The 23,689-nt window shown below is 70.3% G+C and carries 13 protein-coding genes and 4 CRISPR repeat arrays; of the genes, 6 read left to right on the top strand and 7 right to left on the bottom strand.

What is annotated here, in order from left to right:
* Together cas1e and cas2e are read left to right on the top strand one after the other, a co-directional pair.
* Window positions 1-993 carry a type I-E CRISPR-associated endonuclease Cas1e gene (gene cas1e, locus O7632_RS31815; RefSeq protein WP_278119725.1) on the top strand — a complete coding sequence of 331 codons (993 nt, stop codon included), beginning with the start codon at window positions 1-3 and terminating at the stop codon, window positions 991-993.
* Window positions 990-1,283 carry a type I-E CRISPR-associated endoribonuclease Cas2e gene (gene cas2e / locus O7632_RS31810; RefSeq protein WP_278119723.1) on the top strand — a complete coding sequence of 98 codons (294 nt, stop codon included), beginning with the start codon at window positions 990-992 and terminating at the stop codon, window positions 1,281-1,283. The genes cas1e and cas2e overlap by 4 nt, the downstream gene beginning before the upstream one ends.
* A 107-nt stretch (window positions 1,284-1,390) precedes the next feature.
* Window positions 1,391-6,899: a CRISPR direct-repeat array (repeat unit 28 nt; unit sequence GTCGTCCCCGCCCGCGCGGGGGTCTTCC).
* 359 nt (window positions 6,900-7,258) lie between these two features.
* Here cas2e and O7632_RS31805 read toward each other — a convergent pair.
* From O7632_RS31805 to O7632_RS31775, 7 genes are all read right to left on the bottom strand, one after another.
* Window positions 7,259-7,438 (bottom strand): hypothetical protein, encoded by a 180-nt coding sequence (locus O7632_RS31805; protein ID WP_278119722.1) that lies wholly within the window; start codon window positions 7,436-7,438, stop codon window positions 7,259-7,261.
* Window positions 7,439-7,641: 203 nt separating this feature from the next.
* Window positions 7,642-8,115, bottom strand: coding sequence for a hypothetical protein (locus O7632_RS31800; RefSeq protein WP_278119720.1), 474 nt, complete (start codon window positions 8,113-8,115; stop codon window positions 7,642-7,644).
* A 124-nt stretch (window positions 8,116-8,239) separates the two neighbouring features.
* A complete protein-coding gene (locus tag O7632_RS31795) occupies window positions 8,240-8,464 on the bottom strand; it encodes a hypothetical protein (protein ID WP_278119719.1) in 225 nt (74 codons plus the stop codon).
* 327 nt (window positions 8,465-8,791) lie between these two features.
* Window positions 8,792-9,070, bottom strand: coding sequence for a hypothetical protein (locus O7632_RS31790; protein WP_278119717.1), 279 nt, complete (start codon window positions 9,068-9,070; stop codon window positions 8,792-8,794).
* Window positions 9,071-9,174: 104 nt separating this feature from the next.
* Window positions 9,175-9,435: a hypothetical protein gene (locus O7632_RS31785; RefSeq protein WP_278119715.1), complete on the bottom strand. Its 261-nt coding sequence runs from the start codon at window positions 9,433-9,435 to the stop codon at window positions 9,175-9,177.
* Window positions 9,435-10,196, bottom strand: a complete 762-nt coding sequence (gene istB / locus O7632_RS31780; protein WP_278119713.1) for an IS21-like element helper ATPase IstB — start codon at window positions 10,194-10,196, stop codon at window positions 9,435-9,437. Before istB (O7632_RS31780) ends, O7632_RS31785 begins: the two co-directional genes overlap by 1 nt.
* Window positions 10,193-10,990, bottom strand: coding sequence for a hypothetical protein (locus O7632_RS31775; RefSeq protein WP_278119711.1), 798 nt, complete (start codon window positions 10,988-10,990; stop codon window positions 10,193-10,195). The genes istB (O7632_RS31780) and O7632_RS31775 overlap by 4 nt, the downstream gene beginning before the upstream one ends.
* A 759-nt stretch (window positions 10,991-11,749) precedes the next feature.
* Window positions 11,750-12,144: a CRISPR direct-repeat array (repeat unit 29 nt; unit sequence CGGAACACCCCCACGTGCGTGGGGAGGAC).
* A gap of 58 nt (window positions 12,145-12,202) precedes the next feature.
* Between O7632_RS31775 and istA the strand changes: the two genes are divergently transcribed.
* The 4 genes from istA (at window position 12,203) to cas3 (ending at window position 23,369) form a co-directional block, all read left to right on the top strand.
* Window positions 12,203-13,465, top strand: coding sequence for an IS21 family transposase (gene istA / locus O7632_RS31770; RefSeq protein WP_278120562.1), 1,263 nt, complete (start codon window positions 12,203-12,205; stop codon window positions 13,463-13,465).
* Complete coding sequence (gene istB, locus O7632_RS31765) at window positions 13,462-14,271, top strand: IS21-like element helper ATPase IstB (RefSeq protein WP_278119709.1); 810 nt, start codon at window positions 13,462-13,464, stop codon at window positions 14,269-14,271. Before istA ends, istB (O7632_RS31765) begins: the two co-directional genes overlap by 4 nt.
* A 53-nt stretch (window positions 14,272-14,324) precedes the next feature.
* Window positions 14,325-17,281: a CRISPR direct-repeat array (repeat unit 29 nt; unit sequence CGGAACACCCCCACGTGCGTGGGGAGGAC).
* Between the two features lie 58 nt (window positions 17,282-17,339).
* Window positions 17,340-18,574, top strand: a protein-coding gene (locus tag O7632_RS31760) for an IS3 family transposase (RefSeq protein WP_278119708.1) whose coding sequence is annotated in 2 segments (ribosomal slippage) — window positions 17,340-17,619 and window positions 17,619-18,574 — 1,236 coding nt in all. Because the reading frame shifts where the segments join, the coding sequence is not laid out codon by codon here.
* 59 nt (window positions 18,575-18,633) lie between these two features.
* Window positions 18,634-20,494: direct repeats of the CRISPR family, unit length 28 nt; unit sequence GGAACACCCCCACGTGCGTGGGGAGGAC.
* A 118-nt stretch (window positions 20,495-20,612) separates the two neighbouring features.
* Window positions 20,613-23,369, top strand: a complete 2,757-nt coding sequence (cas3, locus tag O7632_RS31755; protein WP_278119706.1) for a CRISPR-associated helicase Cas3' — start codon at window positions 20,613-20,615, stop codon at window positions 23,367-23,369.
* Window positions 23,370-23,689: the final 320 nt, after the last annotated feature.

The following is a 23,689-nucleotide window of genomic DNA, read 5'->3' as shown; positions in this document are numbered from 1 at the left end:
ATGTGGTGGCTCGCGAACCCGCAGGACCTGCACCGCGTCAGCGACCGGCTGTCCTCCGTCTACGTCGACCGATGCCACGTCGACCGCGACGACAACGCCGTCGTCCTGGTCAACCGCGAACGCACCATCCGCGTCCCCGCCGCCATGGTCGCCACCCTGCTCCTCGGCCCCGGCACCCGCATCACCAACGCCGCCGTACGCCTCCTCGCCGACTCCGGCACCGCGATCTGCTGGGTCGGCGAGTACGGCGTCCGCTTCTACGCCAACGGACTCGGCCCCAGCCGCAGCGGCGAACTCCTCCTCAGACAGGCCTACCTCGTCACCCGCACCAAGGAACGACTCTCCGTCGCCCGCCGCATGTACGCCATGCGGTTCCCCGGCGAAGACGTCAGCACCGCCACCATGCAACAACTCCGCGGACGCGAAGGCGCCCGCATCAAAAAACTCTACCGCGAACACTCCACCCGCACCGGCGTCACCTGGGACGGACGAATCTACAAACCCGGCCAACCCTTCGACGCCGGCGACGACGTCAACCGACTCCTCTCCGCCGCGCACAGCTGCCTATACGGCATCTGCCACGCGGCCATCGTCGGTCTCGGCGCCAGCCCCGCCCTCGGATTCATCCACACCGGCGGCGCCACCTCCTTCGTGCTCGACATCGCAGACCTCTACAAAGCCGACTACACCATCCCCATCGCCTTCGACCTCGCCGCCAAACACCTCACCACCGAACGAGACGCCCGCACCGCCTTCCGAGACCGAGTCAGAGACGGCAAACTCATGACCCGGATCGTCCACGACATCAAGACCCTCTTCCTCGAAGACGGCCACCAACTCACCGACGACGACCCCCACGAACTCTGGGACGACCAACTCGGCTCCGTACCCGGCGGCATCAACTGGGCCACCGACTACGCCGACAGCCTCACCGAACACGACTTCATCGCCGTCACCGGACCACCCACCGACGACATCAAGGTGGACTTTTGACCGTCATCGTCCTCATCGCCACCGCCGAAGGACTACGCGGCCACCTCACCCGCTGGATGATCGAAGTCACCGCAGGAGTCTTCGTCGGTAACCCCAGCGCCCGCGTCCGCGACCGCCTCTGGAACCTCCTAACCGACCGCGTCGGCGACGGCCAAGCCATCATGGCTGAACCCGCCCAAAACGAACAAGGATGGGCCATCCGAACCGCCGGACGAGACCGCTGGCACCCAGTCGACCTCGACGGACTCATCCTCACAGCCCGAAACCGCAGACCAACGTCCCCTACGTGAGCGAGCAGCATCTGAACATCCGCCAACTCCGACCCACAGCGACCAGGAACAACTTCCAACCGAATCAAAACAGCCAGACAGCCTCCTAAAAGCCCAGGTCAACAAGTGTCGTCCCCGCCCGCGCGGGGGTCTTCCCCCAACGCCGAGGCGATCGCCACCTACGAACCGGTCGTCCCCGCCCGCGCGGGGGTCTTCCCGACGCGGGCCATGGTGATCGACGACTCCCGGGGTCGTCCCCGCCCGCGCGGGGGTCTTCCCGGTCGACAAGAACAGCATCGGCGCTCACGGCTGTCGTCCCCGCCCGCGCGGGGGTCTTCCCGAGACGAAGACGTGCACGGCGGACGGCCTGACGTCGTCCCCGCCCGCGCGGGGGTCTTCCCCTCCTGATGTGCGACGGCCGGTGCGGGCCGGTGTCGTCCCCGCCCGCGCGGGGGTCTTCCCCTCGCGGGGGATGCCTCTCAGGTCGACCATGAGTCGTCCCCGCCCGCGCGGGGGTCTTCCCGCGGAGATCGAACGCGGCCGCCAGGTCGTGCTGTCGTCCCCGCCCGCGCGGGGGTCTTCCCCGGACGGCCAAGGCCAACCGGGCTGTGTGCCTGTCGTCCCCGCCCGCGCGGGGGTCTTCCCTCGATCGACCGGTCGGGGTCACCGACCGGGTCGTCGTCCCCGCCCGCGCGGGGGTCTTCCCCGGATCCGGCAGTTCGACACCTCCGGCGGGTCGTCGTCCCCGCCCGCGCGGGGGTCTTCCCCCGGCGATGGCTGGGGCAGGTGCGGGGTGGTGGTCGTCCCCGCCCGCGCGGGGGTCTTCCCAGTAGGAGGTGAAATCGTGAGCGATGACAATCGTCGTCCCCGCCCGCGCGGGGGTCTTCCCAGGATGGACGCCCGCCAGTCGGGGCTCTACAGGTCGTCCCCGCCCGCGCGGGGGTCTTCCCTCCGGTAGCTCAACCTCAGCGGCAGTCTCGCCGTCGTCCCCGCCCGCGCGGGGGTCTTCCGTCATTGAGGGTGTCGGCCACGCTCATGGCGACGTCGTCCCCGCCCGCGCGGGGGTCTTCCGGTGGATCCGTCGGACACCCCGGAGGCGGGAGAGTCGTCCCCGCCCGCGCGGGGGTCTTCCTGACCGTGTGAACCCGGGCCTTGCGGTCACCGAGTCGTCCCCGCCCGCGCGGGGGTCTTCCCGCTCGATCGTCGTGTACGGCCAGCCTTCGACGGTCGTCCCCGCCCGCGCGGGGGTCTTCCGCTCCGAGGTGTGCCCCTCCCAACCCACGTGGTGTCGTCCCCGCCCGCGCGGGGGTCTTCCCGGCACCGGCACGCCACCGGATGAGGGCTGGCCGTCGTCCCCGCCCGCGCGGGGGTCTTCCACCACCGAATGCCCCCAACACCGGGGCAGCAACGTCGTCCCCGCCCGCGCGGGGGTCTTCCGGTCAACGCGAAAACCATCAACGAGCTGCTGAAGTCGTCCCCGCCCGCGCGGGGGTCTTCCCCAGGAACAGATGATGATCTTGGAACCGTTGCGGTCGTCCCCGCCCGCGCGGGGGTCTTCCCAGGTTCCCGGCGTCGTCCTCCCACAGCTCGACGTCGTCCCCGCCCGCGCGGGGGTCTTCCCTCATCGCGGAACTTGACGCGTCGGCCGCGCCCGTCGTCCCCGCCCGCGCGGGGGTCTTCCCACCGGACTGGCCAGCAACCGATCCACCAGCGGGTCGTCCCCGCCCGCGCGGGGGTCTTCCGGCGTGGTTGCAGCGGCCGGACGCCACCACCCAGTCGTCCCCGCCCGCGCGGGGGTCTTCCGCATCCGACCCGGAAGTTCGAAGAACCGCGGGTCGTCGTCCCCGCCCGCGCGGGGGTCTTCCCTCGGCCCAGCCCATGCGCTCGATCGCCGCCCGGTCGTCCCCGCCCGCGCGGGGGTCTTCCCATGAACCCGCAGCTGCTGTACCGGGTGGAGTAGTCGTCCCCGCCCGCGCGGGGGTCTTCCCCGCCCCAGTGCAGGCGGACGATCTCGCTCGCGGTCGTCCCCGCCCGCGCGGGGGTCTTCCCTGCTGCAGCTGTTCGGTGCCGAGCTGGTTGAGGTCGTCCCCGCCCGCGCGGGGGTCTTCCGACGACACTGGGCTTCATCTCATCGCCGCCAGCGTCGTCCCCGCCCGCGCGGGGGTCTTCCCAGTGGGGCGACGTCGCGCCCGAGGGCCAGGTCGTCGTCCCCGCCCGCGCGGGGGTCTTCCTGGGGTGTTTCGCTGGGCAAGGTCAGCCGGGACGTCGTCCCCGCCCGCGCGGGGGTCTTCCGCGACCGGGGTGCTCGCGCCAATCCGGGGCACGGTCGTCCCCGCCCGCGCGGGGGTCTTCCCGTCGCCGCGGCTGCGTCGTCGGTGGCGCTCGGGTCGTCCCCGCCCGCGCGGGGGTCTTCCTGAGGCGGCGTCGATGTCGGCCAGGACCCGGTCGTCGTCCCCGCCCGCGCGGGGGTCTTCCGCCTGAGATCAAGGGCCAGTACGACCCCGATCGGTCGTCCCCGCCCGCGCGGGGGTCTTCCCGTCACCCTCACGTTCGCCGGAGACACCCGGCAGTCGTCCCCGCCCGCGCGGGGGTCTTCCCATCGGCGACCTGATCGCCGCCGTACCCGCCACGTCGTCCCCGCCCGCGCGGGGGTCTTCCGTCACCAACGCCGCCATCACCGCCGACTGGCTCGTCGTCCCCGCCCGCGCGGGGGTCTTCCGCACGTCACGGGTGACCACTCGGCGTGCGTCGGGTCGTCCCCGCCCGCGCGGGGGTCTTCCGCTGCTCGACGCGGTCAGCGCCGGACAGGTCCGGTCGTCCCCGCCCGCGCGGGGGTCTTCCGGCGCCTGGCCACCCCCTGCCTACGCCGACGCCGTCGTCCCCGCCCGCGCGGGGGTCTTCCGCGCCCGGCGGTGGTGCTGCCGACCGGGGCGGGGTCGTCCCCGCCCGCGCGGGGGTCTTCCGGCCACATCAACGGCCGCAGGTGGCTGTACACCGTCGTCCCCGCCCGCGCGGGGGTCTTCCCTGTCCACCCTGGCCGATTGCCATCATGGACGGGTCGTCCCCGCCCGCGCGGGGGTCTTCCCGCCGCCATGCTGCTCGTCCGCGCCTCGAGGGAGTCGTCCCCGCCCGCGCGGGGGTCTTCCGGCGTTCACGGACCGCGCCGTACACCCTCGCACGTCGTCCCCGCCCGCGCGGGGGTCTTCCCGCCAGCGTCCGGAAACTCACCAGGCGCACCTAGTCGTCCCCGCCCGCGCGGGGGTCTTCCCGTCCTCTTGCCGGTCGGGGCCATGCCCTCGGGGTCGTCCCCGCCCGCGCGGGGGTCTTCCGTACGCCGGCGCGCCCGGCTACGCCGAGGCGGTGTCGTCCCCGCCCGCGCGGGGTCTTCCGAACGCTCTTACCGGCACCCGATCCGGCGGAACGTCGTCCCCGCCCGCGCGGGGGTCTTCCGCCGCCCGCAGACCAGGCCCGCCGACTCGTCAAGTCGTCCCCGCCCGCGCGGGGGTCTTCCCTCGTCGCCCTGCTGCATCTGCGGCGAGACGCCGTCGTCCCCGCCCGCGCGGGGGTCTTCCCGCCAGCGCGCCGATCGCCGAGGTGTGGATTTAGTCGTCCCCGCCCGCGCGGGGCTCTTCCCTTCCGCCATGTGTGGAGCGCGGTGGAGCCAAGGTCGTCCCCGCCCGCGCGGGGGTCTTCCCTACTGGCGCGGCGGCGTGGCGACCCGGTGGGAGTCGTCCCCGCCCGCGCGGGGGTCTTCCGACCATGTTGCAGGCCCTGCGGTCCGGCGCCGGGTCGTCCCCGCCCGCGCGGGGGTCTTCCGGACCAGTCCAGCCCGGCGCTGATCAGCACCCGGTCGTCCCGCCCGCGCGGGGGTCTTCCCGCGTCCGGGCCGGACAGTCACCCGCTCAGCCCGTCGTCCCCGCCCGCGCGGGGGTCTTCCTGGCTGCTGGCGGGATACGCGTCCTCGGACCGCTGTCCCCCCGCCCGCGCGGGGGTCTTCCGCTCCTCGGTCGATCGCCGCCTACGTCTGGTCGGTCGTCCCCGCCCGCGCGGGGGTCTTCCATTCGCGCCGCTCTCACCGGGCAAGTCGTCCCCGCCCGCGCGGGGGTCTTCCCAGCGGACGGCAAGCTTGGAGGCCACGGTCGGAGTCGTCCCCGCCCGCGCCGGGGGTCTTCCCCGGGCGTCCTCGAGGTCGATGGAGCCGCTGACGTCGTCCCCGCCCGCGCGGGGGTCTTCCTCCCCTCGCCTCGGCGTCGGCGATCCGCTGCGGGTCGTCCCCGCCCGCGCGGGGGTCTTCCTGCCGATTTTGGTCTGCCCCACCTGCGGCAACGGTCGTCCCCGCCCGCGCGGGGGTCTTCCCGACAGCGTCACACTGACCACCATCGAACGGATGTCGTCCCCGCCCGCGCGGGGGTCTTCCCTCGTCCAGGCTGAAATCCACGTCCTCGTACCGGTCGTCCCCGCCCGCGCGGGGGTCTTCCTTCGAGGCGTCGAGCGACGGGGATCTGCTGGGTGTCGTCCCCGCCCGCGCGGGGGTCTTCCTGGGTGCCGAACATCCGCGACGAACTGCGCCACGTCGTCCCCGCCCGCGCGGGGGTCTTCCCTGGTCAGCTCCGGGCCGCTGGGCTTCGCCGTCGTCGTCCCCGCCCGCGCGGGGGTCTTCCCGAACAGCGTAGCGGTCCCGAACCCCGAGGTCGGTCGTCCCCGCCCGCGCGGGGGTCTTCCCAGCCAGCACATGGCCGACGACCTGACCGCCTGGTCGTCCCCGCCCGCGCGGGGGTCTTCCGAGCCCATAACCGCTGGTCGTGGCGGGTGCGGGGTCGTCCCCGCCCGCGCGGGGGTCTTCCGCGCAGCGACCAGCGCCGCCGCCGCAACCAGGAGTCGTCCCCGCCCGCGCGGGGGGTCTTCCTTCGCGGTGCCCGCCGCGCACCGTCGCCTGCTCGTCGTCCCCGCCCGCGCGGGGGTCTTCCGCCCGCGGCCCGGCCGACGAGGCCGTTGCGGAGGTCGTCCCCGCCCGCGCGGGGGTCTTCCCTGAAAGACCAGGTCAGCCGTGCTTTTGCCGCCGTCGTCCCCGCCCGCGCGGGGGTCTTCCGCCCAAGCCCTTCAACAAGCCCTCACCATCGGCGTCGTCCCCGCCCGCGCGGGGGTCTTCCCCGGGTCGACACGTGGTATGTCCAGCCCACCGGGTCGTCCCCGCCCGCGCGGGGGTCTTCCGCACTACCTGGCGTTCGACGGCATTCGGCACGCGTCGTCCCCGCCCGCGCGGGGGTCTTCCCTCCACCGAGCTGCAAGGGTGGCGGTGGCCGGGGTCGTCCCCGCCCGCGCGGGGTCTTCCGCGCCCGGCCCGGGTGCAGCTTCGAACCCTCACGTCGTCCCCGCCCGCGCGGGGGTCTTCCTGCTCAAGGATCGTTTCGATTGGTGGCCGGTCGGTCGTCCCCGCCCGCGCGGGGGTCTTCCCACTTCTTGCTCCGCCTGACGCTGCCCGTAGCCGTCGTCCCCGCCCGCGCGGGGGTCTTCCGGGCTACAACGCCGGCATGCAGGTCATGGCGCAGTCGTCCCCGCCCGCGCGGGGGTCTTCCGGCCTGCCGTGACCGGGGGCAGCTGGTCCACGAGTCGTCCCCGCACACCGGGGGAGACCGTTGACATCCGGTGCGACTCGACACCAGCGCGTCAGCGAACGTCTGGCGTTCCTAGAGGTGTGCAGGCGGCGCGGTCGACTCTTGCGGGAGATCGACATGGAGATGGTGCCGCGCCGCCCGCCCGGACGAAGCATATCGGGCGGGTTGCCGGCGGCTGTCGCGTTCCTGGGGCAGGGTGGGTGTGGAGTATCCAGCGGGTGGATGGGGGAGCTACCGCAAGTCCGGTGCTGAGGCCGGTGCTCCCAGGTTGGGTGTGGTGGTTCGGGCGGGCGTCTGGGGAGTTGTGTGGTGTTGCGATCGCCCAGGGCTGGTCGGTGGTGCGATCGAGAGCGGTGGGTTGTCGTGTCGGTGTAGGTCTGTTCATTCGGGTCCGTCGCCGGTGTGGTGGCACAGGATGGCGACGGCGATGAGGATGAGGAGTCCGGTGGTGAGTAGCCGCCTGGCGCGGTATTTGGTGTATGCCCAGGTCACGCTGTTTCCGGTGTGGAGTATGGCGATGGCGATTGCGATGATGCCGACGGCGGCGGCAGAGATGGTCATGGGCGGGCTTCCGTTGTGGCTGCTGAGCGGGGTGGTCCCGCCCGGACCTGCGGGAGTGATGAGCTGCGTGCGTGGGCGGTGGCACTGGTCTGATCCGGGGTGGGATGCCGCCAAGGGCGCTCGGGTTGAGGTGCGCGACGATCTGATCACGTCTCCGGGGTCCTATCTGGTGGGGATGGCGGGGATGGGGTTGTCGTGGCGGGTCAGCGGCGTTCCGCGACTCGGGGGTGCTGGGTGGAGATTGGTGTGAGGGTGGGGATGTCGGTCCAGCCGGGCCAGGTGGTGTTGAGGGTGATGCCGTCTGGTTGTCGGTTGCGGAGTACGACGGTGTCGTCGGCGGTGAGGACGGCGTCGGCGGTGGTGGTGTGGATGAGTGTGAGGGCGGCGGTGATGATGTCGCGTCGCATGTTGTCGCCGTGGGGGTCGTCGGGTGGGCAGCTGCTGGTGGTGGGGCTGTAGCGGATGACCGCCATGACGTGGGCGTCGGGGATGTGGTGGGTGTTGGCGGTTTCGAGGTCGTCGGGGTGGTCGACGTGCCAGGCGTGCACGGTGAGGCGGCGGCGTTGGTTGGCGAGTCCGATCTCGACGGGGATGGCGTCGAGGAGCGGCCGGAGGATGTCGAGCACGTGTGTCGGGGTGGCGGTGGCGGCGCTGATCAGGAGGTATTGCTCGGCCATGGCGGGTCTTTCTGGTGGTGGCCCTGGCTGGCGGGTCGGGTCGGGCCTGCGGCGGCCGCCGTGCCATGGGCGCCAGGGGGTGTCAACGGGATTTGTCGGGGCGGGTTGGTGGGGTGCGGTGGGCCTACCCGTGCGGTGGCTGGTCGGGGGTGTGGAGGAGTCCGAGGACGATGAGGGTGTCGCGGGTGGGTGTGGTGCGGTTGACGGCGTCGGCCCATCGGCGGTGGGCGCAGGGGTGTGGGACGAGTCGTCCTTCGTATTGGCATTGCGCGCACATGTGGGTGTCGTCGGGGGTGTGGGCGGCGAGGATGGCGTCGGCGACGGGGGTGGGGTTCGCCGAGGGGCGCACTCGTGGTGTCGGGGTGCGGTGGGGTGGTCACGTTGGTGCTCCCTCCTGGCTGGGTGTGGTAGGGCCCGTGCCGGTTGTGTTGGTGCGGGTGGTCGCCGCGCGGGTCGGTGTGTCGGTGTCCGCGCTGTCGGGGTGGGGTGGTGTCGATGCCTGGGGCGCGATGCGCGGGGGCGTGTCGCGCCCCAGGGCTTCCCTGATAAGCCGTGACCTGGCCTGTCGAGCCGAGGCGTGCCGCGGTGAGCCGAGACCGGCCTTGCCCGGCCTTGCCCAGCCGAGACCTGCCGTGGCTGGTCGTGGTGTGTCGTGACCGGCCGTGGTCTGGCCTTCCTACGACCCGGTGTCGGGTGGCAGGAAGCTTGGTCGCGGGGCGTGCCCGCCGGGATGGTGGTGGGTGTGGTGTCCGCTGGCGTTTTCCAGTTCGGCTACCCGTTGGCTGAGGTGGGCGAGGTGGGTCTGTGTGGCGTGGACGCGGGCGGCTGTCTCTTCGACGCGGGTGGCGGTGCCGTGTGTGGTTTCGGTCAACGCGGCGATGGTGGTTTCGAGGCGGTCCTGGCGGACGTCGAGTTGGCGCATCATGGCGTTCTGGCGGGCGAAGCCGATGACCATGGCTTCGACCAGTCGGGCTGTGGTGATGTCGATCTGGGTGCGGTCGACGGCGTGTCGGGGTACTCGTTGGAGTGCAGAGGTAGGTACGGCTGATCTTGCAGAGGTCAGGTGTTGGGCTGAGGGCTTGTCTGGTCGTGGTGGGTTGCTTTCTGCAGGCGTAGGCGGGTGAGTGCGAGCATGTCGATCAGCCATCCGGGTCCGCCGGTGATGCCGCGGGCGCGTAGGAGGATGTCGACCTCGTGGTGGGTCGCCGGTCCGGTGTTGGCGAGGAAGTCCTCGCAGATCTGGAGCAGGAGTTGCAGCAGGTCGCCGTGGTTGGTGTCTGTGGTGGTTGGTGAGTCGTCCGGGGTGGCCGGGGTGGGCATCAGGCGACGTTCTCGATGGCGGTGAGGCGGTTCTTGAGCCGGTAGCTGGGGCCGTTGATCGGGACGACGTCGCAGTGGTGCAGGAGCCGGTCGAGGATGGCGGTGGCCAGGACCTCGTCGCCGAAGACCTGGCCCCATTCGCCGAAGCCCTTGTTCGAGGTCAGCAGGGTGGAGCCCTTTTCGTAGCGTTTCGAGATGACCTGGAAGACGAGGTTGGCCTCGGGGCGTTCGAGGGGCTGGTAGCCCACTTCGTCGATGACCAGGACGGTGGGGCGTAGGTAGGTCTGCAGCTTGCGGGCCAGCCGGCCGATCGCGTCGGCGGCGGTGAGGTGGCGGACCATGTCGTCGAGGGTGGTGAAGTAGACGGTGAATCCGGCTCGGCAGGCGGCGACCGCGAGGGCGACGGCGATGTGGGTCTTGCCGACGCCGGGCGGGCCGAGGAGAGCGACGTTGGCTTTGGCCTGCACGAACGCGAGGGTTGCGAGGTCACGGACTTTGCGGGGGTCCAGGTCGGGTTGGAAGCTGAAGTCGTAGTCGTCGAGGGTCTTGTGGTGCGGCAGCTTCGACAGGCGTAGCCCGGCGCGGAAGCGGCGTTCGTCGCGGACGGCGAGTTCCTCTTCCAGGACGAGGTCGAGGAACTCCAGGTAGCCCATGGCCTCGGTGTCGGCCCGGCCGGTGAGTTCCCGCAGCGTCTTGGCCAGGTGGGGCAGGCCGAGTTTGGTGGCGCTGGCGTGGATGCGGTTGGTGACCAGCTCACTCACTTCGAGACGTCCTTCAGGTGTGGGCGGTTGGTGAACGGGCTGGCCGCAGCGATCTGCTCGTAGACCGACAGCGGCCGGGCCTCGACGGCGATCTGGGCGGCGGCGGCCCGGTTGAGCAGGGCTTGCAGCGGTCCCTGGCCGCTGTCGTGGCGGGCCGGTCGGCGTGTGGTCGGCTGCCCGCCGTCGGGGTCGCCGGTGGTGACGGCACGGGTGTGTCCGTCGGGCAGTCCGTCCCAGTGGGCTTCGTCGACGACGCGGGCGCCTCGGCCCACGGCCCGTTGGTGCGTGGCGAGCAGGGAGGTGCCGTCCAGGCCGGGCGCGGTGGCGTGGATGGTGATGGTGGCGGCGGTCGCCCGGACCTCCACGAGCTGGCGGTGGCGGACCCGTCGGGCCGGCACGGAGTAGAGGTTGCCGGCGTAGGCGACCAGGCAGTCCTTGCCGACGTGCCGCAGATGCCGGTCGGCGACCACATACGCCCTGGCCGGGACCGGTCGCAGCGCGGCGTGGTCCCGGACCGCCCGCACGCCGATGATCTCGCCGTGGGTGCGGTGTCGCACGGCCCGCCGCTGCGGAACCCAGGCCAGGAACGTGGCATCGAGTTCGGCCAGCGACGCAAACGCCCGTCCGGCCAGGACGTGATCACGGACGATGGTGACCTGCCGTTCGACCCGCCCTTTGCCGGTCGGCCGGTATGCGGCAAGCACATCGATGTCGAAGTCGTAGTGTCCGGCGAAGGCGACCGCTTCCGGGTGCAGTGGAACCGCCAGGCCCGGGGCGACGTGCCGGCGGACCACGGTCTTGGTCCGGTCGTAGACGATCGCCCCGGGAACCCCGCCCGAAGTGCGCGAACGCCCGCCGGTGACACTCCCAGAACGCGGCCAGGTCCTGGCTGGTGGTGAAGCAGCAGAACGGATCCCGCGAGTACGACAGCGCCATGTGGAACGAGTACACCTTCGGAATCCCGACGTGAGCCAGGATGCCGCCCTCGTCACCCCAGTCCACCTGCGCCTGCGCACCCGGAACGACCTCGAACCGGCGATGCAGCCCCGCCAGCTGATCCGGGCTGATCCCCAGCTCCGCGGCGATCCGGGGACGGGCCTGCTGCAGATACAGCTTCACCCGCTGGTAGTTACCGGTGAACCCGTACTGCTCGACCAGGCGTTCATGGACCACCGTGCCCTTGAGCAGCAACTCCGCCCGCAACCACGCATCGACCACATGCGCGAACACATCGATCAGCTGCCCACGAGCCGGCCGCGCCCGAACCGGCGGCACCACCTCGCCGCTGCCAGCAGCCAGGTACTTCTTCACCGTCCGCCAGTTCAGACCCGTCTCACGGGCGATCTCCGAGACACTCGCACCAGCCTCGTGCAGCGCCCGGAACCGACGCACGTCCAGCCACCGCTGCTCATCCAACGCCCTCACCGCCAGCCGTCCCACGCCGGTCCGATCACGACCCGGGCAGCCTCACCCCCAGCCACCCGCAGACGACGGACAAACGGTGTGCACCTCTGCAAGATCAGCTGTACATAGCTCTGCACTCCAATCTGTACCCCGACACCCCCACGTGCGTGGGGAGGACTTGGCCCACCCGTGCCCCCGCAACACCGCAATCGGAACACCCCCACGTGCGTGGGGAGGACGGCAACTGCGTCTACAACGAGACCCCGGAGACCGGAACACCCCCACGTGCGTGGGGAGGACACGTCGGTCGGTTCGGCCCCGCACTGCCAGCACGGAACACCCCCACGTGCGTGGGGAGGACGCCGAGGCGGCGTGGCGTAGCCGGGATGCCATCGGAACACCCCCACGTGCGTGGGGAGGACCTCGGTCTTGTCGGTGGCCTCGTAGCAGCCGGCGGAACACCCCCACGTGCGTGGGGAGGACATCTTCGTGCACGGGAGCGACTGGGAGTTCAACGGAACACCCCCACGTGTCGTCGCTTCCTGAAAACTGACCCACCAGGAGTCTCCGAAAACTGACCCATCCTGCTGTATGTGAGGAGGGTGCTGAAAGTGGAGGACTGGGCTGAAATACGCCGGTTGCATCGTGCGGAGGGCGTACCCATCAGGGAGATCGCCCGCCGGCTGGGAGTGGCCCGCAACACGGTCCGGGCGGCGTTGGCCAGCGACCGGCCGCCGAAGTACGAACGTGAGCCACGAGGCTCGGTCGTCGACCCCTACGAGCCACGGATCAGGGCGTTGCTGACCGAGTGGCCACGGATGCCCGGGCCGGTGATCGCCGAGCGGATCAAGTGGCCCTACTCGATGCCGCCGTTACGCAGACGGCTGGCGGTGATCCGGCCGGAGTACGTCGGTGTGGACCCGGTCGACCGGACCGTCTACGAGCCGGGCGAGATCGCCCAGTGCGACCTGTGGTTTCCCGACACCGCGATCCCGGTCGCGGCGGGCCAGTCACGCACGAAGCTACCGGTGCTGGTCATCACCCTGGGGTTCTCCCGGTTCATGACCGCCGTGATGATCCCGTCCCGGCAGGCCGGCGACATCCTGTCCGGGATGTGGCGGCTGATCTCGCAGCTGCGGCGGGTGCCGAAAACCCTGGTGTGGGACCGGGAATCCGCGATCGGCGGGACCGGACGGGTCTCGGCGCCGGCGGCGGCGTTCGCCGGAACCCTGGCCACGCGCATCCGGCTGGCTCCCCGCCGCGATCCGGAGTTCAAAGGCATGGTCGAACGCACCAACGGATTCCTGGAGACCTCGTTCATGCCCGGCCGGCTGTTCACCTCACCCGCCGATTTCAACACCCAGCTCGACGACTGGCTGGCCGGGGCCAACGCCCGCACCGTCCGCTCGGTCCAGGGCCGCCCGGTGGACCTGCTGGCCACCGACTACCTGTCGATGATCCCGCTGCCGCCGGTGCAACCCCCGACCGGGCTGACCAACCGCGTCCGGCTCGGACGTGACTACTACGTCCGCGTCGACACCGTCGACTACTCCGTCGACCCGCGCTCGATCGGCCGCCTCGTCGACGTGAACGCCTCACTGGACACCGTGACGGTGTCCTGCGACGGCCAGGCCGTCGCCCACCACGACCGGTCCTGGGCCAGACACGGCCTCGTCACCGACCCGGTCCACAAGGACACCGCGCAACGCCTGCGTCAGGCCTTCACCGAGGAACGCCACCGCCGCCAGGTGTCCGTGCGCCACCACAGCGACGGTCACACCGTCGCGCTGCGGGCGCTACCGGACTACGACGCCCTGTTCGGCGTCGACTTCACCAACCTCACGACGAAAGCGAGCCACCAGTGACCACCACCACGCCACCACGGACCAGCACACCCAGGGACGGGATGCCGTCGATGATCTCCTACCTGACCAGAGTGCTGAAGACACCCACCATCGGCGCCGTCTGGGAGGAACTGGCCGAACAGGCCCGGGACCAGAACTGGTCCCACGAGGAGTACCTGGCCGCCCTGCTGCAACGTCAGGTCGCCGACCGGGAGTCCAAAGGCACCACGATGCGGGTCCGCACCGCCCACTTCCCCCAGGTCAAAACCCTGGAAGACTTCAACCTCGACCACCTGCCGTCGCTCCGCCGCGACGTCCTGGCCCACCTGGCCACCAGCACGTTCGTCCCCAAGGCGGAGAACGTGATCCTGCTGGGTCCACCCGGACTCGGCAAGACACACCTGGCGATCGGACTCGGCGTCAAAGCCTGCCAGGCCGGCTACTCGGTCCTGTTCGACACCGCCAGCAACTGGATCGCCCGCATCGCCGCCGCCCACCAACAGAACCGTCTGGAAGCAGAGCTGAAGAAGATCCGCCGCTACCGGCTGATCATCATCGACGAGGTCGGGTACATCCCGTTCGACCAGGACGCCGCGAACCTGTTCTTCCAGCTGATCGCCTCACGCTACGAGGTCGGCTCGGTCATGGTCACCTCGAACCTGCCCTTCGGCCGCTGGGGCGAGACGTTCTCCGACGACGTCGTGGCCGCCGCGATGATCGACCGCCTCGTCCACCACGCCGAGGTCCTCACCCTCACCGGCGACTCCTACCGCACCCGCCAACGCCGCGAGCTCCTCGCCAAGGAAAACCGCACCAGCCGCGACTGACTGACCAACCACGGGTCAAAATTCGAAGACTCATGCAGGGTTCAGATTGCCGGAGCGTTGACACCACGTGCGTGGGGAGGACTGGTGGCCGGATGTGCTGCTGGTCGTCTCCGGCGGAACACCCCCACGTGCGTGGGGAGGACGCGCACTTCAGCCACATCGACTCTTCCCACTTCGGAACACCCCCACGTGCGTGGGGAGGACGCGGGATGACCACGGCTTGGACACGACCCGCTAGGAACACCCCCACGTGCGTGGGGAGGACGAACGAGAACCGGCCCCGCACCGCCGACTGGACGGAACACCCCCACGTGCGTGGGGAGGACTGCTCATGCGGGAACCCCGAGTCCGTTGGCGGCGGAACACCCCCACGTGCGTGGGGAGAACCGCGGACCCCGCACCGGGGTGACCGTCTACCGGGGAACACCCCCACGTGCGTGGGGTGGACGATGGCGGTCACCGCTGGCCACCGCCGTTCGGCGGAACACCCCCACGTGCGTGGGGAGGACCGGCTCGACCGCCGGGCGACGGGTGGCCCGATCGGAACACCCCCACGTGCGTGGGGAGGACGGCCTGGGCGGCGGCGCGGGCCTGGTCGAGTGCGGAACACCCCCACGTGCGTGGGTAGGACGGGTCGATGCCGCCGGCCAGGTCGCCGCCCTGCGGAACACCCCCACGTGCGTGGGGAGGACGGCCAGGCGGCCGCTGGCGCGTACGTACTGACGGAACACCCCCACGTGCGTGGGGAGGACTCTTCGGTCAGCGACTCGATGCCGCCGAGGAGCGGAACACCCCCACGTGCGTGGGGAGGACGCGAATCATGTCGTCGGTGGCGTGGTCCCTGAGGGGAACACCCCCACGTGCGTGGGGAGGACGTACGTACGGACGCAGAATCCGTACGTACTGACGGAACACCCCCACGTGCGTGGGGAGGACCGGGTGTTCTCCACCCACAACATGCACGACTTCGGAACACCCCCACGTGCGTGGGGAGGACGGATGCGCCTTCGGACATGTTCGTCAGGCATCCGGAACACCCCCACGTGCGTGGGGAGGACGACGTCGACCCCGCAATTGCCAACATCATCGCCGGAACACCCCCACGTGCGTGGGGAGGACGTGTGAGCCGTCCGTGGTGCACGTCTGAATGTCGGAACACCCCCACGTGCGTGGGGAGGACGCCAGGTACGACCAGGCCGCCGCCGCCTTTACCGGAACACCCCCACGTGCGTGGGGAGGACGTATCAACGGCCCGATCACCGCCCGCATCATCGGAACACCCCCACGTGCGTGGGGAGGACCGAGTGATGGCCGGGATGTCGCCGGTGACGTGCGGAACACCCCCACGTGCGTGGGGAGGACCCGGAAGCCCGACCAGACACCATCTGGCCGGGCGGAACACCCCCACGTGCGTGGGGAGGACCCGGAAGCCCGACCAGACACCATCTGGCCGGGCGGAACACCCCCACGTGCGTGGGGAGGACGGGTGACGCCAGCGCGGGTGAATCAGCGGGGTCGGAACACCCCCACGTGCGTGGGGAGGACCCCACCTACCTGTTCGCGCCAACACCTGCCCGGCGGAACACCCCCACGTGCGTGGGGAGGACACGAGTACGCCGAGGCCGCGAAGGCGCTCGGGCGGAACACCCCCACGTGCGTGGGGAGGACGGCGGCCCCCCACGCCAGTGGTGTCGGGTAGGAGGAACACCCCCACGTGCGTGGGGAGGACGCCCGCCGAGCAGGCCGAAGAGCCGGCCGCCGCGGAACACCCCCACGTGCGTGGGGAGGACCAGGTCGATCCCGTACTCGCTGTGCATGTCGGCGGAACACCCCCACGTGCGTGGGGAGGACTGGGAGGTGGTCTCGGGCGGGGGTCACGACGACGGAACACCCCCACGTGCGTGGGGAGGACGTCGCTGATCAAACCAGCACCAGGTGCGATCCCGGAACACCCCCACGTGCGTGGGGAGGACGACCGCCTGTTCTGGATGGCCAAGGATCTCGGCGGAACACCCCCACGTGCGTGGGGAGGACACGACCGCGCCGGCGTGCGTTTTCTACGCGACCGGAACACCCCCACGTGCGTGGGGAGGACATGGAGCGGATCGCATGAGCACTCGCGGATTCCGGAACACCCCCACGTGCGTGGGGAGGACGGGGGCGAGACCGCGAAGGTGCAGTGCCGCGTCGGAACACCCCCACGTGCGTGGGGAGGACCGCGACCGGCAGCGCCGGATGGAAGACCTCGACGGAACACCCCCACGTGCGTGGGGAGGACGCCTCCAGCGCCCGCGCCTTGCACTCGCGCAGCGGAACACCCCCACGTGCGTGGGGAGGACGGTAGCCGTCCCAGCCGACCACCGTCACCGCGCTGGAACACCCCCACGTGCGTGGGGAGGACGGGTGCGCCGACCGGCACACGCGCTTGGCGAGCGGAACACCCCCACGTGCGTGGGGAGGACTGAAGTACGTGCGCAACGGGCCGGGCGGCAACCGGAACACCCCCACGTGCGTGGGGAGGACGACCCGAGCATCCGCTGCGACAGGGTCAGGTGCGGAACACCCCCACGTGCGTGGGGAGGACGTGCGGAGGATGCCGACGGCGTAGCCGGAGAGCGGAACACCCCCACGTGCGTGGGGAGGACGAGCCGGGTTGGTGGGCCTCGATGGCGTGGAGCGGAACACCCCCACGTGCGTGGGGAGGACGGCGATGGGGTTGGACGACAACACGACGGCTGCGGAACACCCCCACGTGCGTGGGGAGGACCCCGTGCCCAGGACCACGCCCAGCCGCAGGTGGGGAACACCCCACGTGCGTGGGGAGGACGGAGACCGGTACCACAGCACCTCTACCGCGTCCGGAACACCCCCACGTGCGTGGGGAGGACCTGGAGCGGACCCGGGCCCGGCCGACGACCGGCGGAACACCCCCACGTGCGTGGGGAGGACGCGTCCAGCAGCCGGCAGCAGGTGCAGGTGCCGGGAACACCCCCACGTGCGTGGGGAGGACGACGCCTGTCCCGCACCGGGTTTGATGGAGACATCGAAACCTGGGAGGAACACCAGCGATGCCCGCACCGAAGAAGTACTCCGACGAGCTGCGTGAGCGCGCGACCCGGTTGGCCCTCGACGCACGCCGGGACCCGGCGTCCGCTGTCGGCGCGATCCGGCGGATCGCCGACCAGCTCGGCGTGCACCCCGAGGCGCTGCGGGTCTGGGTGAAGCAGGCCGAGACCGACGCCGGCGACCGTCCGGGCACCACCAGCGGCGACGCCGACCGCATCGCCGCGCTGGAACGGGAGGTCCGTGAGCTGCGGCGGGCGAACCAGATCCTGAAATCCGCAGCGTCTTTCTTCGCGGCGGAGCTGGACCGGCCGTCGCGATGAGAGTGGAGTTCGTCGACTCCCAGAAGGCCGAACACGGTGTCCAGCCGGTCCTGCGGGCGCTTGAAGACACGCCAGCCGGGATCGCACCATCGACCTACCACGCCGCCAAGGCCCGCCCCGCCTCGGCCCGATCACGGCGCGACGAAGAGCTGACCGCGATGATCGAACAGGTCCACGCTGCCAACTACGGCGTCTACGGGGCCCGCAAGATCTGGCACGAGCTGCACCGGCAGGGCGTCGACGTGGCCCGGTGCACGGTCGAGCGGCTGATGCGCGCCGCCGGGCTGCGTGGGCTGCTGCGCGACAGGTCACCGCGCACGACCCGGCCCGCCGCCGAGACCAGCCGGCCCGCTGACCTGGTCGAACGCGACTTCACCGCGGCGGGCCCGAATCGGCTGTGGGTCGCCGACCTGACCTATGTGCGTACCGCCGTGGGTTGGGTGTACGCCGCGTTCGTCCTCGACGTGTACTCCCGGATGATCGTCGGCTGGCAGGTCTCGACGTCGCTCTACACGGATCTGGCGCTCGACGCGCTGAAAATGGCGATCTGGCGCCGCGAGAATCAGGGCGCTGACCTGGGCGGACTCGTGCACCACTCCGACCGGGGAGTCCAGTATCGAGCGATTCGCTACAGCCAACGGCTCGCCGAGGCGGGCGCCGTCGCCTCGGTCGGCTCCCGGGGCGACTCGTACGACAACGCCATGGCCGAGGCGTTCAACTCCCTGTACAAGGCCGAACTCGTCCGCAACACCGGTCCGTGGCGCGGTCTCGACGACCTGGAGATGGCCACCGTCGAGTACATCGACTGGTACAACAACCGACGGCTCCACGGCGAGCTCGGACACGTCCCGCCCGCCGAGTACGAAGCGCTACACGCGATGACCCGACCGGTCACCACACCCCTGAAAACCAGATAACCAACTCTCCATCAAACCCGGGGCTTGACAGCCAGTGACGTGGTGTCGACGTCGGCCGTGGGAACACCCCCACGTGCGTGGGGAGGACGCGTCACGGAGACCGCCGGGCGGCGTCGCGCCGGGAACACCCCCACGTGCGTGGGGAGGACGTGCACTTCCACCAGCAATCGTTCATTCGCGTCGGGAACACCCCCACGTGCGTGGGGAGGACTCAGCGCCTGGTTTAGCAGCTTCGGCAGCCAGCGGAACACCCCCACGTGCGTGGGGAGGACCAGGCCGCCGAGGCTGGCGATCAGTTGGTCGCCGGAACACCCCCACGTGCGTGGGGAGGACAGCAGTACCTGGGCATGCCGTACTCGGTGGACGGAACACCCCCACGTGCGTGGGGAGGACTGTCACCCCGGCGGCTGCGGCCAGGGCGTGTGCGGAACACCCCCACGTGCGTGGGGAGGACCCCACCAGCAGTTCCAGCGGGTAGGAGCCGGCCGGAACACCCCCACGTGCGTGGGGAGGACGACCACTCCGGACGGATCCGCAGCCGGTGACGCGGAACACCCCCACGTGCGTGGGGAGGACCTCTCCACACCTGGTGCACGTCTTGTCCAAGGCGGAACACCCCCACGTGCGTGGGGAGGACAACGACAGCGACCCGATGGCCTTGTACCAGTACGGAACACCCCCACGTGCGTGGGGAGGACGCGAAACTGATCCGGGCCGCCTACCGGAGCGGCGGAACACCCCCACGTGCGTGGGGAGGACCTCGCCGCCGTCAACGGCGTCTCCGACACCACCGGAACACCCCCACGTGCGTGGGGAGGACTCCTGCGGCGGGATGCCCAGCATCTGCGCCAGCGGAACACCCCCACGTGCGTGGGGAGGACGCCCCGGTGCCAGTCCGGTTGCCAGCGTCCAAGGGAACACCCCCACGTGCGTGGGGAGGACGTGCTCGACCACACCGACCTGTGCTTGACGATCGGAACACCCCCACGTGCGTGGGGAGGACGTGCCGTGGGCGACCTCGGAGGACGAGGAATCCGGAACACCCCCACGTGCGTGGGGAGGACTGACCCGGAGTGGATCGACTAGGCGACCCCGCCGGAACACCCCCACGTGCGTGGGGAGGACTAGCCGGCGGCGGTCCTCCGGACCGTCCAGGGCGGAACACCCCCACGTGCGTGGGGAGGACGCGTCCGCGACCGGGCAGCCCCGACAGATAGCCGGAACACCCCCACGTGCGTGGGGAGGACACCTGAGCGCCCTTCGGGAACCGCTCCCGTGTCGGAACACCCCCACGTGCGTGGGGAGGACGGGTCTGCCGCGACCGGCGACCTGCTGGCCGAAGGAACACCCCCACGTGCGTGGGGAGGACTGGCTACCGGAGGAACGCCGGCCGCACCGGAGCGGAACACCCCCACGTGCGTGGGGAGGACGCCGCGAACGCGATCGGCTGCACCTGGCACGCGGGAACACCCCCACGTGCGTGGGGAGGACACACAACGCTGGTTCAACAGCAACTCGTGGACGTGGAACACCCCCACGTGCGTGGGGAGGACTCTCGGCTGCTTGTCGCCGGCGGGCGGGGCGATCGGAACACCCCCACGTGCGTGGGGAGGACCAGGCCGGGTCAATCGGCACCTCGTACAGCAGCGGAACACCCCCACGTGCGTGGGGAGGACCCGTGGCCGGGGTCCGGCCCGTAGTGCGTCGGCGGAACACCCCCACGTGCGTGGGGAGGACGCGCCGTACTTGACCGAGCGGGTGTCCCACGCCGGAACACCCCCACGTGCGTGGGGAGGACGAAAGCCGTCGCTGGCTGGCCGCTACCGGCTGCGGAACACCCCCACGTGCGTGGGGAGGACCAGGATCCCCGACCACCCGAGCGAGGTGGTGAGGGAACACCCCCACGTGCGTGGGGAGGACACTTCGTGACCTGCGGTGTTAGCGGGCGGGGGTGCGGTTTTTGTTTGGTGTGGTGGAAGTGTCGTAGGGCTGTGGTTGCATGCGGCTGCTGTCGTGATCGTGAGTGGGGGACATTGGAGTGAGCGCCGATCGGGAGTGGGTCGATGCTGGGATCTGGGGGAAGTCTAAGGGGCTGGTGCGGCCGTACCCGGTGGTCTGGCATCTGATCGATGCGGCTGCGGTGGCGGGTGTGTTGTGGGATCGATACCTGGCGGCGAATCAGCGCAGGATCATCGTGGAGGGGTTGGCTGTTGATGAGGGTCACGCCAGGTCGTTGATCATGTTCTGGGCCGGGTTGCATGATGTCGGTAAGGCGATACCTGGGTTCCAGGAAAAGAACGAGGCGGCGTTCACCGCGCTGTGCCGAGGCGGCGACTATGGGGACGGTCGCGTTGATTGCTCGTTGGCGCATGACGTCGCTGGTCAGCTGGCGTTGCCGGGGCTTCTGGGGGCGCTTGGGTATCCGCAGTCGGGGCGCCGGGCCAGTGACCGTATGGCGTACCGGGTGGGGCAGGTCGTCGGTGGGCACCATGGTCGTTTTCATCAGACCAGTGGTCCTCATGGTGGGCGTCTGCAGTTGGGTGGGGGCGCTTGGGCTCGGCAGCGTGAGGCTTTGGTTCGGGTGGTTCATGGTGCGGTGGGTTCGCCGACGCCGCCAGCGGCAGCGGACGCTGCGGCCTGTGTCCTGATCACAGGGCTTGTGATCTTGGCGGACTGGTTGGCCAGTCAGGAGCACTTTCTACGTCGGCAGTTGTCGCGGGTGCCGGAGTTGGCGACGGTGGAGTCCGCAGCGGCTCATCTATCGGAGTTGACCGATCCGGCTGTGGCTCTGGTCGATGAGGCCGGGTTGGGGATTCCCTCGTATCGCGCGGCCGGGTTCGCCGATTTGTTCCCGCATCGTCCGAATGCGCTTCAACGGTCGATCATCGACGAGTTGCTGCCCGTGGTGAATGGTCCGGGGCTGCTGGTCGTGACGGCGGCGACAGGGGACGGCAAGACGGAAGCGGGGTTGGTGTCGGCTCGCCGGTTGGCTGAGGTGTGCGGGGCCGGTGGCTTCTTCTTCGCGTTGCCGACGATGGCGACGTCCGACGAGATGTATCGCCGGGTTCGGGAGTTCGCGGTGAAGCTGGCTGACGGTCCGGCACCGGTGACGCTGTTGCACAGCATGTCGTGGCTGAACGCCGAGTATGAGGCACGGGCGGCTGCTGAGGTCGACGAGTCGGGCGTGGTGGTGTCCGACGACCCCGGCGGTCATGTGGTGGCGCCGGAGTGGCTGCGTGGCCGTAAGCGTGGCCTGTTGGCTCCGATGGCGGTGGGGACGATCGATCAGGCGCTGCTGGCCGCTTTGACCACCAGGCACAACGCGCTGCGGTTGTTGGGCCTGTCGGGCAAGGTGTTCATCGTCGATGAGGCGCACTCCTACGACGAGTACATGAGCGCGTTGTTGCGGCGGTTGTTGAACTGGTTGGGTAGGTACGGCTGCCCGGTGGTGTTGCTGTCGGCGACGCTGCCGTCGTCGCAGGCGGCCGCTCTTGTCCAGGCGTATCAGGAGGGTGCCGGCACGGAGCCGGAGCGGGTGGCCGTGCCGTATCCGGGGTGGTCGTTCGTGCCCGCCGCGAAGGGTGGCGTGGTCACGATCTCCTCGGCCGCGCGTGAGCGGGTCGTGGCGGGCCGGACGATGCGGTTCGGCGTTGACGTCCGTGCGGTCCGGCATGTCACGGGGCCGGACGCGAATCCGTTGGATCGTCGTGATGTTCTACGGCAGGTGCTGGCTCCGGTGGCGTCGGTCGGTGGCTGCGCCGCGGTGGTCTGTAACACGGTCAACGACGCTCAGCGGACCTGGCGTCTGGTGCGGAACTGGGCGCCGACCGGCGTGGATGTGCTGCTGTTGCATTCCCGGTTCCCGGCTCGTCGGCGAGAGGAGATCACGGCGCAGATCACCGGCAGGTTGGGCAGGGACGGGGACCGGTCGGTTCCGGTGATCGTGGTCGCGACTCAGGTGATCGAGCAGTCTCTGGATCTGGACTTCGATCTGTTGGTGACCGACCTCGCGCCGATGGCCCAGCTGCTGCAGCGGGCGGGCCGGTGTCAGCGTCACCTGCGGGTGAGGCCGTCGTGGGCCGCGGGGCCGCGGGTGGTGGTGCTCGACCCGCGGGACGCGTCCGGTGAGGGGCATGTCCGGCCGGCGGCGTGGGGCGAGGTGTATTCGCGGTACCTGCTGCGGGCCACGCATCTTCGTCTGGCGGGGATCGACAGTATCGCCGTTCCGGAGTCGGTGCAGGAGCATGTGGAGGCGGTGTACGTTCCAGGGCTGATCGTCGACGACCCGGTGCTGAGCGCGGAGTACGACGAGTATTGGGCGCAGGGAAGGGCGAAGCAAGGGGTGGCGGAGCTGGGGGTCATCCCGCACCCGGCGGAGGTCGCCGACCTGGCCGTGTTGAGCCACAACGAGACCCCTGAGTGGCGGGCGACGACCCGTCTGGGAGCCGACTCCGACCGGATCCTCTGCTGCTACCTCGACGAGGACGGCCAGCAATGGCTGGATCCACACCGACGGGTCGCGCTGCCGCGGCGAGGCTCCGGTTCTGGCGGTCGGTTCAGGAACACCGAGGTGAGGACCATCCTGCAGGAGACCATCCCGGTACGGGCGGACCTTCTGCGGGGCTACGAGCCCGCTCTGGCCCTGCCGCCGAGCTGGGGTGACAACGGCTGGCTCAAGGACCTGCGACCGCTGTGGTTCCAGATTGGCACGGACGGTGCGCAGCCGGCTGTCTGGGGCAACAGGACGGCCCACCTCGACCAAGAACTCGGCCTCGTCGTCTCCGTATCGGATTAGAGCTCAGATTGAGAAGTGCAAAACTCCTCAAACGGGCATCGGAGACACTGATTGGATCTTGAAGAGTATGCGGTGCGTCACAGATCATCAACGTTTCAGCACTTCGGTGCCCACCTCCCAGTGAAGCGGCCGGGGCGTCGCACCCATGGTTACGCACCGTCAGCGTACTCTCTTCCTGAATCTCTACCTACGACCTTCAGGAGTGCGTGTGGAAGACTGCGGAGCAGGGCTCGGTATCTCGGTGCGGTTGCCGGCCGCGTCGGTGTTGGCGATCGTGGTGATCGTCGTGCACCTGTTCGTGACATGGGCCGCCATCGTCC

The sequence above is a fragment of the Solwaraspora sp. WMMD406 genome, from assembly GCF_029626025.1.
Taxonomy (GTDB): domain Bacteria; phylum Actinomycetota; class Actinomycetes; order Mycobacteriales; family Micromonosporaceae; genus Micromonospora_E.
The sequence above is the reverse complement of the archived record's forward strand: the minus strand, read 5'-3'. Positions and strand labels throughout refer to the sequence as shown.